Here is an 11,501-nt window from a genome sequence, read left to right as displayed (position 1 = left end):
CGTCTGTGACTCATCGGTCATTGCAGCGCGATGAACCGGAAATCATGACCCTAAGCCGCCCTTCATCAGCCCACCAGCGCCCAGAAGAAGGCGAAGATCCGTCACAATGCCTACCTGTACCAAGGCTTCAAGCAGTTCACCGCGAATGTGAAGACCGCCAGCCATTGCTTCTTCATTTTCGGCCATTCGCTCGCTACGAATGACGACCACATCCTTAACCGCATAGCGCGTGGCAAGTTTCGCAAGCTCTGTGTTGGCATCTATGGTGAACCAGCATCCGCGCATAACCAGCGGATCATGAACCACGCGAACGAGCTAGCGGTGCAGCGCAACGAAAAATCGCCGCTTGATGTCGTCTTTTATGATGCTGCTACAGTTCATGTCTGGGGTTTAGGCTTAGAAGCGGAATGACTGCAAACCAGGTCATCGAGCCGGAAACTGACCGGCCGGTCGGCCCAAAAATGACATTCAGTTGCCTCCAGCCTTTCGACACGAGCCACTTCACGATCTCGCGATTGCCAGCTAGCGGCTTGTTGCTCGAGCTGCGCGATCCTAGTCTGTGGACGCTATGCCTCAGCAAGAAGAGTCCGGTTCCTAGCCGGGCGGAGGCGCAACGAGATAGCCAGCTCAGGACAAGGAGAGCAAGCCATGGTCGCTTTTACCCTCAATGGCGAGGCGCGAACACTCGACGTCGATCCAGAGATGCCGCTGCTCTGGGCGATCCGTGACGGCATCGGACTCACAGGAACGAAATTCGGTTGCGGCCTTGCCCAGTGCGGCGCTTGCACGGTTCACGTTAACGGCATGCCGACGCGCTCGTGCCAGACCGCAGTCGGCGACATCGAAGGAGCCTCGATCACCACCATTGAGGGCGTGTCGGGCAAGATCGGCGAAACGGTCCAGGCCGTGTGGGCCGAGTTCGACGTACCTCAATGCGGCTATTGCCAGTCTGGCCAGATCATGTCGGCCGTGGCCCTCCTGACAGAGACGCCGAAGCCGACGGACGATGATATTGATTCGGCGATGAGCGGCAATCTCTGCCGCTGCGCCACCTATCATCGCATCCGCGCGGCCATCCACGAGACCGCCAACCGGCTGGAGACCTGAGGCATGTTGCAGTTTCTCCCGAAGCATAATGCCGTGGGGCCCACGCGCCGCCAGTTCCTCCTCGGCACGGCCGTCACCACCGCGGGCCTCGCCGTGGGCTACCGGCTAATGATGGCCGCGCCCGCCAACGCACAAACGACGCCTGCAGCGGTCCAGGCGAACCCCTTCCAGACCTATGTCGAGATCACACCGGAGAACCGAATCGTCATCCACTCGTCGCAGTTCGAGATGGGACAAGGCTCCTATTTCGGCATCGCCACCCTGGTTATGGAAGAGCTCGACGGCGCCTGGGCGCAGGTCCACGTGGTCGGCGGATATGGCAATACCGCGCTCTACGGCAATCTCGCCTGGGGCGGGGCCGCGCAGGGAACCGGTGGCTCCACGTCGATGAGCTCGTCGTGGGAGCGCTACCGCAAGGCGGGTGCTGCCGCACGGGCCATGCTGGTGGCGGCCGCGGCGCAGCGGTGGGACGTGCCAGCCGGCGAGATCACAGTCGCTTCCGGGGTCGTGTCGCACGCCTCAGGGATGCAGGCGCGCTTCGGTGACCTGGCTGAAGCCGCAGCGGGAATGCCGGTTCCCGACGACGTGCCGCTAAAGCCGCGCGACAAGTGGGCCCAGATCGGATCGGACAGCCTCAAGCGCTACGATTCCGCCGGCAAGACCAATGGCGCGCAGACCTACACGATCGACCTCAAGATGGATGGACTCTATACGGCCGTTATGATCCATCCGCCGAAGTTCGGCGCTGAGATCGAGAGCTTCGACGCCTCCAAAGCCAAGGCACTCGACGGCATTGTCGATGTCGTCCAGACGCCGCGCGGCATTGCCGTGGTCGGCAGGGACATGTGGACGGCGCTCAAGGGCCGCGATCTCGTGGAGGTGACCTGGAACGAAGAGAAGGCCGAAAGGCGCGGCACGGCCGAGATCATGGCCGAATACGCTAAGGCAGCAGACGATCCGGGCGCGGCCACCGCGCGCGACGACGGTAACACTCCCGCAGCGTTGGCCAGTGCTGAGAAAGTCATCCAAGGGCACTACGAATTCCCCTATCTTGTCCATGCTTCGATCGAGCCACTCAACGCGGCCGCCCGAATCAACGAAGACGGCACCATCGACGTCTGGGGCGGACACCAGATGCCAGACCTTTATCAGGCGGCTGCCGCTCAAGTAGGCGGCACCACGCCGGACAAGGTGAGGCTGCACGTGATGAAGACCGGCGGCAGCTTCGGCCGCCGAGCGGTCTCGGACGCAGATCTCATTATCGAAGCTGTTTCCACAGCGCGTGCACTGGGACCCGGCAAGCCAGTGAAGGTGCAGTGGACCCGCGAGAACGACATGCGGGGTGGGCGGTACCGGCCGGTCTATGTGCACGCAGTCAAGGCGGGGCTCGACAAGGAAGGCAATGTCGTCGCTCTCCATGACCACATCGTGGGCCAATCGATCGCGGGCGGTTCGCCCTTTGCGGCGATGATCGAGAACGGCATCGATCCGACCTCCGTGGAGGGCGCCACCAACCTGCCCTATGCGATCCCGAACCTGAAGGTCGAGCTGACCACGACGGACGTGAACATCCCAGTGCTGTGGTGGCGTTCGGTAGGCTCCACCCACACCGCTTACGCAATGGAAACCCTGATCGATGAGCTCGCCGCCGCTGCGAACCGTGATCCGGTCGACTTCCGCTTGTCGATGCTCGGTCACCATCCACGGCATGCCGGCGTGCTGAAATTGGCTGCTGAGAAGGCAGGCTGGGACAAGCCTCTGCCGGAAGGCCGTTTCCGCGGCGTGGCGCTGCATGAAAGCCTCTCGACTTATGTCGCCGAGGTGGTCGAGATCACCTTCAACGATGGAAATGATTTCAAAGTCGACCGCGTCGTCTGCGCGGTAGATTGCGGCACCGCGATAAATCCTGACCAGATCCGCGCTCAGATGGAGGGCGGTATCGGCTTCGGGCTAGGCGCGATCCTCCAGGAGGAGCTGACCCTGACGGGCGGTGTCGTAGACCAAGAGAACTACGACACCTATATGCCGCTCAGGATCGAGCAGATGCCGCGCGTCGAGGTGCACATTGTGCCGTCCGACGAGCCGCCCACGGGCGTTGGCGAGCCGGGTGTGCCGCCGATCGGCCCGGCCGTCGCCAACGCGCTACGGGCGGCGACGGGCAAGACGATCCGCAAGCTGCCGATCATAAAGAACTTGTCAGCATAGCCGGGAATGACACCATGAAAACGGCCGCGATGAAGATCGCGGTCGTAGGTCGTTTTTTGAACGCCTCCTGACATGCGATCACCTCCATTTGATCAATTTCCGGCGGCTGCCCGGTCCAAAAAACGGTTTAGAGACGGTAACCCGTGTTCTGAACGACCGCAGACGGTCGTTGGTGCTGGTAGCACTAAAGATCCGCTTTCGAGACGCAAATGCCGCACGCAAATGTCTCGAAAGGGTCACGCTAGAGATTTTGTACCACCTGGTTGCATGTCTGCTATCGCTTCTTGGCGCGAGAAGCGGCCGGTCCTCTGACGGCCCCATAACAGGACATTGATGTCTTCGCGCTGAGCGTCAGCAGTTGGCGCTACCGCGACCTTTCTCAGGAAGGCTGCACACCGACGCGATCTTCCTTTCGCCTTGCGCAAACCTCCCTTCCGAGTGAGGCGTTCAGTGCGTCGGCTTGGTGGACTGAGGCACTTCTGAGTGGGACAACAACATTGAAAAACATTGGAAAAGATTTGAATGCTCTGAAGTCCCACTGATCTCTTACCAATTGATTTTTATGGCTTTCTGAATACCCTCCGGGCCCACCATAACCATTGATTTAATTACGAAAAAGTGGCCTCGGCCCAAAACGTTTTGGGCCGATTATGGGCCCAACAAAAAAGGGCGGCAGATAAGCCGCCCTGCACCGGTCCGAATTGAAACCATTCACTTGATGACGCGAAGCGGTGTCCGCTGCTTTATGGCGTCGCGTTTCGCCTCCCGCTCGTTGATCGCGCGGGCGATATCGACGGCCATCCGCTTCTTGTTGGCTTCCCGTACGTACGCGTCCGTCACCGTCATGGAGGAATGTCCCATCGCTTCCATAATGGCGCGTGCCTGGATGTTGCATTCGGCGAGATACGTGCCGAAGGTACGCCGGAGCCCGTGCAGGGTGTAGCCCTCCGGAATGCCGGCCTGCTTGTTCCAATGTGCCATCATGCCGGTGAGGCTTTTTTCCGCAAACGGACGCCCATAGCCATTCCTCAATACCGGTCCACCTTTCGAACGGTCTAGCGGCTCCAGAGCCTGCGCCAGCTTGTCCACGACGGGGATAAACACTTCCCTGCCGCCGTGGCGGTTTCGGTTCTTTTTCTGCCGGAACTCGAAGGCCTCGATCAAAACCAGCGAGCCATCGAACAGTTCGATTTCCTCGCTGACCAGATCTTCCCATTCCAGTGTGGCGATATCGCCGCGTCTATTCCCGAGCCAGAAGCCGAGGGCATAGCAGGTGCGCGCCGCCGAGCCGACCGCATGGCGCGCCTCGAACTTTTCACGAATGGCCATCGGCCACCCGGGATTGGCCGTCGATTTGGGAATGCGAACGCGAATTGACAGCGAAGGATCGTCCTGCGGCTTGATCCACTTCTCAACGTCAATCGCCACCCAAAGGAGCTTTTTGATCGCTACCAGCAGGTGCTTTGCGACTGTCCGTCTGGTGCCAAAGACGCCTTCGATAATCGCACGCAGACGGTCGGCATCGAGATGCTCGATCGGCGTGTCGCGCCAGGTCAGCGGATAGGCGGGATCGACCTTCATCTCAAGGAAGCGTTCAATAAGCCGAGCATTCTTCTGCTGGGTCGCTTGGTCGAAGTCCAGCCATTCCATCGTCGTTTCAAGTCGGCGGGCAGCATGACCGAAAGTCTTTGGCAACGCCCGTCCAGGCAAGTCGATGATCACGGCCTTCTGACTCTGGCCTTGAGTTGCCCGTCCATAGGCGGCTTCGAACTCTGGATCACCCGGCCGGCCTGGAAGCCGAATTTCGGGCTTTCCCTTGCCGCGGTAACGATAGACGAGTTTACCGCCTTTTAGGCGCGACGAGACTCCGGGATATTTGTCATCCTTGAATGGCCGGCCCATTAAGCCCTCCTTCCAGCCTTCTGCTGTTCCAAGCGCCGGGGCACCTCGATCGTCGCCGGAGGCGAAGGGCCTTTGCTCTCCATGGCGACCCGAAGGAGCAACGGGTAAGGGAAGCCCCTGCCTTGCTCAATGCCTTCAAATGTGCGCTTGGGTATCCCAAGCACCTTGGCTGCGGCTTCGGCCGTGAATCCTGCCTTGGCGCGCCAAATTTTAACTTCTTGCGCAAGCTTTTCACGATCGTTCACGTCGCGTGTTCCGTACGAGCCCGCGACTTTATTACGCCAGCAGCGTATGCGCAAGCTGCCTATTCTATCTCCTTGCTTGCTTTTTGCTCCGCTCCAAAAGCTGTTGCAGACCGTTGTTTTTGTCGGGTAACGAGGTGAACGCGATGTCGAGCGCTACACGGTCCCAGACGGCCCGACTGTTGATGTGTTTAGGTCTCGGCATGCGCCCGTCAGCAACCATCTCTTCAAAAAGCGTCGATCCGACACCGACGTAGCGTGCGGCTTCGTCGCGAGAGAGTCCTCTCGGCGGATAGGAAATCGCGTCACTCTTCATAGACGCTGCCTCGGAGATATCGGCGCGCAAAAGCCGCAGCCGCGCGAAGCCAAAATAGGCAGTTGCTTCGGCAGCTTCGTGGCAAAGAAACAGGGCTATGTTGCCATGAGTGCAACCAGATCCGCATATCCATATCATCCCAACAGGGCGAGATCATCCTGCCATAATAGGATGTGGCTTTGCGCGGAAGCTGCCTCAATAGTTCGTTCGGCAAAAGCGAACAGCGACGTGTAAATCGGACAAATGATACTCACAGAATATTCCGCTGCAAATGTGGGGGGCCGAGTCGCTAGACCGCTACATCGCAAGACCCCCTATCGAGGAGGCGTTCTTTTGCTATCGTCGGCAAGCGGCCTGACAACAAATCGAGATCGAGCAACCACGAACTCGAAATTGCGAGTCGGGACGATGATGGACTGGACGGACTGATCCGGAAAAGATAATAAAAATCAAAGCTTAATGGGATTTAAGTTGGCGATGCAGTACCAAATGCAGTACCGCTGAAGCGCAGCCGATGATGTTTTCAGGGTCGTAGGACGGACTTGCCGTTGCGAACGTCGGCGCGACAGAGCACTTGCGGAGCCCGTGGTCGCAGAGGTTGCCCGAATGCACATTCGAGACCGGCTGAATCCCAGTCCGCGAGGTCTGCGGCGGCGCGATATGTGCTCTCCAAGAAGACTATGAGGCTTGCTTCCGGATCGGTAACTCTGCGGATCGCATAAGGCAGCAGGTATTCTCCAAGTCGTAGTGGGCGGCGTCGGCAAAGATCTTCGCCGCCGCGAAGCCTTTTGGTAGGGCGGTGGAGCGGTCGACTTTCCGGCCTTCTATTCCTAAGCCTGTCCGAAACCGCTGCTCCTCTGACGCGTTTCCTTCGCACGGACCCGTCGCAGCCCTCTTGGTGCGCGGACGCGCGATGCGCACTCTTCGGCGCTCCGATCCGTTTTTCTAGCGCGAAGCTGACCTGCGCAGTACGACCGGAAGTCACAACTTGTGGCCCCATGACAGAGTTGACAACTCTCTGCTGGTCAAAAACCTTCAAAGACGCCATCATGCAACAAAAATTGCAAGGATGTGCATCGTGGACGAGAAGGTCGAGGCTCCCAAGGACTATGAGGATCTCATCCGCGTGATACACGACCGGTATGATGGGATGAGCAAGTCGTACCAGAAGATTGCGTTGTATCTCACCCAAAATCCGAATGACGTCGCGGTGCGATCGGTGAACTCGATCGGGGAAGGCAGCGGCGTTCACGCGTCCAGCTTCGTCCGATTTGCCCAAGCATTGGGGTATGAGGGGTTCAAGGACCTGCAGAGCCTCTTCCAGAAACGATTGTCCACCGCGGCTCCCGGCTTCGAAGCCCGCGTCAAGGCGTTGGAGAAGGAACTGGGGGAGCGGACGGATCGCAGCGAGATGGGATTCATGCACGATCTGGTCGTCCGTGACATCGCGTCCCTGAAAGAGATGCTCACCGGTATTCAGCCCGAGGATCTGGCGGAAGCCGTTAGCCTGCTCGAGAAGGCCGACGTCGTCTATCTGATGGGACAACTTCGCTCGGCACCGGTCGTCGAACTCCTTCGCTATATACTGACCATGCTGGGTAAGCGCTGCGTGCTCCTGGATCCGGGCGGCGGACTGGCCACGCATATGGCCCGCGCGATGCGGAAGACGGACCTGCTGTTTGCGGTGTCGTTCCGCTTCTATGCGAACGAGGTCGTCAATGTTGTGGAAGAAGCCGCGGGGAGAGGTATACCCATCGTGGCGATCTCGGACAGCACGCTGTCTCCATTGGCCAAGAGCGCGCGCGTTCTCTTCGCCGTTCCGGAGCACGAATACACTTTCTCGCGCTCGCTGGCGGCTCCTATGTGTCTTGCCCAGGCTTTGACCGTGGCCTTGGCGGCCAGGCTTCAGAACAACGCAGTCAATCCCCGCATTCCAACGGTTACCGAGCGGTAGGGACTCCAAACCGCGAAACCTGTCGCAGCACCGGCGATCCTCCGGCCGTCGATTCTCAATCGGTGTCGGAAGGTTAAAACGCCATCGCCTTTTCAGGCACGGCCATGGGGCCGGATGCGGCACCAAGGACTGTCTGGTCGTAATCCACCACCGAACCTGTCATGAGCCCGGCATCGTCCGAAACAAGGAAGTTTACCGCCCGCGCGACCTCGCGGGGGTCGATCAGGCGCCCGAAGGGCAGGTTTGCGACCGCTTTCGCTTCCCAATTGGAATCGCCCGTCTCACTCGCCTGTAACTCCCGCTCATGGTCGGAGGCCATCCAGCCGACATCAAGCTGGTTGACGCGGATGCGGTTCTTCATCACGGAAAACGCCGTGTTGCGGGTCAGCGTCGCCAGCGCCGCCTTAGTGGCACAGTAAACGTTGATGAAAGGCTGGCCGGCATGTTCCGAGATCGAGCCGATGTTGCAGATGGCGCCTTCAATGCCGTCGCGGATCATGCGGCGGATGGCCTCCTGCATCAGGAAGTAGGGTCCGCGCACGTTGACGGCGAACAGGGCGTCGAAAAGTTCGGGCGAGGTATCGAGGATGGTGCCACGGTCCGTGCGGGCACCGGCGTTCACCAGCACATGTATCTTGCCATAAACGCGCTCGGCCTCCGCCATCACGCTTCGGCAATCTTCGACTTTGCCGAGATCGGCCTTGACAAAGTGGACAGGCACGCCGGTGTCGTGCGTGATCGCCTCGGCCGCGGCACGGCCCTTCGCCTCGTTGCGGCCGAGAGTGACAAGACCGGCAGCGCCGGCTTCCGCCAGCCGGCGCGCAATGGCCGCTCCCAACCCCTGCGTTGAACCCGTGACAACGCAGACCTTTCCATCCATGCGATTCATACTTCAGCTCTCCACAGTGTAGCCAGCCGCGGCCATGACGCGCCGCAATTCCTTATGCCCGATCTTCGCCATTTCGAGTGGCGGACTTTTGACGGGATCCTGCTCGGCTTCAACGACGAACCAGCCTTCGTAACCGTAGGAGGCCAGCCGCTTCACGATCGCCTCGAAGTCGAGCGAGCCGTCACCGGGTACGGTGAAGGCCCCCTTTACCACTGCGTCGAGAAAACTTTCCCGGCTGCGGTCGAGCCCGTCCACGACCGCTTGGCGGATGTCCTTGGTGTGTACATGCGAAATGCGGGCGTGGTGCTTGTCCACCACCCGCAGCACGTCGCCGCCGGCAAAGGCCATATGGCCGGCATCGTAGAGCAGGGGCAGACCCTCGCCGGAATGCTTCATCAGCAGATCGACGTCCTGTTCGCTTTCGATCGGCGCGGCCATGTGGTGGTGGTAGCAAATCGGCATGCCCTGACCCGCGCACCATTCGCCGAAAGTGGTGAGCTTACGGCCGTAGGCCTTGATCTGATCGTCGTCGAGACGCGGGCGCATAGCCAGCGGCGTTCCGCGGTCGCCCTGAATGGTGCGACCCGTCTCGCCATAGACGATGCAGGGCGCGTTGGTCGCCTTGAACAACTCCATCTGCGCGGCGATGCGGTCCTTCTCTTCATCGATATTGCCGACCAGCAAGCGGCCGGAGAACCAGCCGCCACAGACGCTCATGGCATGCTGCCTCAGGATGGGCTCAAGCACGGCCGCGTCCATCGGGAAGCGGCGGCCAGTCTCCATGCCGGTGAAGCCGGCCTCACGGGCCTGCCGCAGGCACTCCTCCAGCGAGACGTCGTCGCTCAGTTCGGGAAGGTCGTCGTTCCACCAGGCGATCGGCGCGATGCCAAGCTTGGCTCTCATCGTCATCTCCAATCATGATTTTCGAATGCTGCTGGCTGCCTGCGCAGCGACAAAAAACTGCCGGAACAATGCTCAGGGAGTTTTGCATCGTTCCGGCAGGGGACGCCCCCGCGCGCCCGAACGGTTCAGACACCCACGCGCTGCTTCTTGCGACCTTCGGTTTGCGCGGCATGCGCGTCGCGGACCTGCTGGCGCCCGCTGATCTCGGGCACGCCGACGTCCCACCATGCATCCCCGGGCGTCCAGCTGAAGGCGTCGGAGACGATGGCAATGACGGTGGTTCGGTCGGTGGTCTTCGCCCATTCGATCGCTTGGCCGAGATCGGCAAGGCTTTCGACACGCCGCGCCAGCGCGCCCATGGCTTCCGCGTGCTTGGCGAAGTCGACCGAGAACGGCTCCTTGACCCGGCAGTCCTTGATAAGGTTATTGAAGGAGGCGCCGCCCTTGGCGTTCTGCAGCCGATTGATCACCGCATAGCCGCCATTGTCGCATACCACGAGAATCATCTTGTGGCCGGCGAGCACCGACGAATAGATGTCGGAGTTCATCATCATGTAGGTGCCGTCGCCGATCATGACGATCGGCGTGCGGGTAGGGTCGGCCATGGCCGCGCCCCAGCCGGCAGAGATTTCATAACCCATGCAGGAGAAGCCGAACTCGCAGTCGAAAGTGTTGGGTTCCTTCACCCGCCAGTTCTTCATCACCTCGCCGGGCAGTCCGCCGGCCGCGGTGATCAGCAGGTCACGCTCGCCCGCCTTGGCGTTCACCACGCCTACGACCTGCGCATAGGTCGGGACCGGCTCGTTGGTCGGCTTCTGGAAGCCGTCAAGCATCGTGTTCCACTTGGCGAACTCGATGCGACCCTTGTCTGTCCAGGCCCTCTCCGCTTTCCAGTCGCCGAGGGCACCTTCGAGTTCGCTCACCGTCTCCAGCGCGTCGCCGACGACGGCGAGCGCCCGGTGCTTGGTGGCATCCCAGCGTGCGGCATTGATCGAGACGAACTTTGCGTCGGCCGAGAAGGCGCTCCAGGATCCGGTGGTGAAGTCCATGAGCCGTGTGCCGACGGCGATGATCACGTCGGCTTCCGCCGCCAGCGCGTTGGCGGAGGTTGAGCCGACGATGCCGATCGGTCCGACATGCGCGGGGTGGTCGTGCGTAACCGTGCCTTTGCCGGCAATCGTCTCCGCGAGCGGGATCCCATGCCTTTTGGCGAAATCGCCAAGAACCTTCTCGGCACCCGAATAACGCACGCCACCACCCGAGATGATCAGCGGCCGCTTTGCGCCTTTGAGGAGGCGGGTCGCTTCGGCGAGCCGGCTGCGATCGGGCCGGGGGCGCGGCACCTCATTCACCGTCTGTTCGAAGAAGGCTTCGGGATAATCCCAGGCGATCTCCTGCACATCCTGCGGCAAAGCGATGAAGGCAGGCCCGCAATCGGCCGGATCAAGCAGCACCGCAACCGCCTGCGGCAACGACGAGATGATCTGCTCGGGATGGACGATGCGGTCCCAGTAGCGCGTGACCGCCTTAAAGGCGTCATTGACGTTGATGGTTGGGTCGCCGAAGTGCTCGACCTGCTGCATGACCGGATCGGGCCGGCGACTGACGAAAGTGTCGCCTGAGAGCATCAGCACCGGCAGCCGGTTCGAATGGGCGACACCCGCCGCCGTCACCATGTTCAGCGCACCCGGACCGATCGAGGTCGCCGCAACCATGATCTGGCGCCGGCGCTTCGCCTTTGCAAAGCCGATCGCTGCAAGCGCCATCGACTGCTCATTCTGGCCGCGCCAGGTCGGCAGCACGTGCTTCACCGCCTCGAGTGCTTCAGAAAGGCACGTCACGTTGCCGTGCCCGAAGATGGCGAAGACTCCCGGAAAAAGCGGAACTTTCTCGCCGTCGACGACCGTGAACTGGTTGCACAGATAGCGCACGAGCGCCTGTGCCATGGTCAGACGGACGGTGGCCCTGGTCATCTTTGTCTCC

The 11,501-nt window shown here is 60.8% G+C and carries 10 protein-coding genes and 1 pseudogene; 4 read left to right on the top strand and 7 right to left on the bottom strand.

Going from position 1 to position 11,501, the window contains the following annotated elements:
* Positions 1-84: 84 nt before the first annotated feature.
* From NKJ81_RS19970 to NKJ81_RS19960, 3 genes and pseudogenes are all read left to right on the top strand, one after another.
* Positions 85-411 (top strand): annotated as a pseudogene (locus tag NKJ81_RS19970) (DUF4917 family protein); the annotation flags it as partial.
* 237 nt (positions 412-648) lie between these two features.
* Complete coding sequence (locus tag NKJ81_RS19965; RefSeq protein ID WP_352467057.1) at positions 649-1,107, top strand: (2Fe-2S)-binding protein; 459 nt, start codon at positions 649-651, stop codon at positions 1,105-1,107.
* Between the two features lie 3 nt (positions 1,108-1,110).
* On the top strand, positions 1,111-3,312 hold the full coding sequence (locus NKJ81_RS19960; RefSeq protein ID WP_352541477.1) for a xanthine dehydrogenase family protein molybdopterin-binding subunit: 2,202 nt from the start codon (positions 1,111-1,113) through the stop codon (positions 3,310-3,312).
* Between the two features lie 711 nt (positions 3,313-4,023).
* Here the strand turns inward: NKJ81_RS19960 and NKJ81_RS19955 are convergent.
* From NKJ81_RS19955 to NKJ81_RS19940, 4 genes are all read right to left on the bottom strand, one after another.
* A complete protein-coding gene (locus NKJ81_RS19955; protein WP_352541476.1) occupies positions 4,024-5,214 on the bottom strand; it encodes a tyrosine-type recombinase/integrase in 1,191 nt (396 codons plus the stop codon).
* A complete protein-coding gene (locus NKJ81_RS19950) occupies positions 5,214-5,459 on the bottom strand; it encodes a helix-turn-helix domain-containing protein (protein ID WP_352541475.1) in 246 nt (81 codons plus the stop codon). Before NKJ81_RS19950 ends, NKJ81_RS19955 begins: the two co-directional genes overlap by 1 nt.
* Positions 5,460-5,523: 64 nt before the next feature.
* A complete protein-coding gene (locus NKJ81_RS19945; RefSeq protein ID WP_352541474.1) occupies positions 5,524-5,772 on the bottom strand; it encodes a helix-turn-helix transcriptional regulator in 249 nt (82 codons plus the stop codon).
* 523 nt (positions 5,773-6,295) lie between these two features.
* Positions 6,296-6,772 carry a DUF5996 family protein gene (locus NKJ81_RS19940; RefSeq protein ID WP_352541547.1) on the bottom strand — a complete coding sequence of 159 codons (477 nt, stop codon included), beginning with the start codon at positions 6,770-6,772 and terminating at the stop codon, positions 6,296-6,298.
* A 78-nt stretch (positions 6,773-6,850) separates the two neighbouring features.
* On the opposite strand from NKJ81_RS19940, the gene NKJ81_RS19935 reads away from it, so the two are divergent.
* Positions 6,851-7,726 (top strand): MurR/RpiR family transcriptional regulator, encoded by an 876-nt coding sequence (locus NKJ81_RS19935; protein ID WP_352449995.1) that lies wholly within the window; start codon positions 6,851-6,853, stop codon positions 7,724-7,726.
* 73 nt (positions 7,727-7,799) lie between these two features.
* Here the strand turns inward: NKJ81_RS19935 and NKJ81_RS19930 are convergent, their stop codons facing one another.
* The 3 genes from NKJ81_RS19930 to iolD form a co-directional block, all read right to left on the bottom strand.
* Positions 7,800-8,615 (bottom strand): SDR family oxidoreductase, encoded by an 816-nt coding sequence (locus tag NKJ81_RS19930; protein ID WP_352541473.1) that lies wholly within the window; start codon positions 8,613-8,615, stop codon positions 7,800-7,802.
* A 3-nt stretch (positions 8,616-8,618) separates the two neighbouring features.
* Positions 8,619-9,518, bottom strand: coding sequence for a myo-inosose-2 dehydratase (gene iolE / locus NKJ81_RS19925; RefSeq protein ID WP_023676597.1), 900 nt, complete (start codon positions 9,516-9,518; stop codon positions 8,619-8,621).
* A 125-nt stretch (positions 9,519-9,643) separates the two neighbouring features.
* Entirely contained in the window at positions 9,644-11,491 is a 1,848-nt protein-coding gene (iolD, locus tag NKJ81_RS19920) for a 3D-(3,5/4)-trihydroxycyclohexane-1,2-dione acylhydrolase (decyclizing) (protein ID WP_352541472.1), read from the bottom strand.
* Positions 11,492-11,501: the final 10 nt, after the last annotated feature.

The organism is Mesorhizobium sp. M0018 (assembly GCF_040323955.1).
Taxonomy (GTDB): Bacteria; Pseudomonadota; Alphaproteobacteria; order Rhizobiales; family Rhizobiaceae; genus Mesorhizobium.
The sequence above is the reverse complement of the archived record's forward strand: the minus strand, read 5'-3'. Positions and strand labels throughout refer to the sequence as shown.

What these genes read in the sequence shown, in the direction of transcription:
- iolD (WP_352541472.1), bottom strand. Translation starts at nt 11,491, where the DNA reads ATGACCAGGGCCACCGTCCGTCTGACCATGGCACAGGCGCTCGTGCGC.
- NKJ81_RS19965 (WP_352467057.1), top strand. Translation starts at nt 649, where the DNA reads ATGGTCGCTTTTACCCTCAATGGCGAGGCGCGAACACTCGACGTCGAT.
- NKJ81_RS19940 (WP_352541547.1), bottom strand. Translation starts at nt 6,772, where the DNA reads ATGGGGCCACAAGTTGTGACTTCCGGTCGTACTGCGCAGGTCAGCTTC.
- NKJ81_RS19960 (WP_352541477.1), top strand. Translation starts at nt 1,111, where the DNA reads ATGTTGCAGTTTCTCCCGAAGCATAATGCCGTGGGGCCCACGCGCCGC.
- NKJ81_RS19945 (WP_352541474.1), bottom strand. Translation starts at nt 5,772, where the DNA reads ATGAAGAGTGACGCGATTTCCTATCCGCCGAGAGGACTCTCTCGCGAC.
- iolE (WP_023676597.1), bottom strand. Translation starts at nt 9,518, where the DNA reads ATGAGAGCCAAGCTTGGCATCGCGCCGATCGCCTGGTGGAACGACGAC.
- NKJ81_RS19955 (WP_352541476.1), bottom strand. Translation starts at nt 5,214, where the DNA reads ATGGGCCGGCCATTCAAGGATGACAAATATCCCGGAGTCTCGTCGCGC.
- NKJ81_RS19930 (WP_352541473.1), bottom strand. Translation starts at nt 8,615, where the DNA reads ATGAATCGCATGGATGGAAAGGTCTGCGTTGTCACGGGTTCAACGCAG.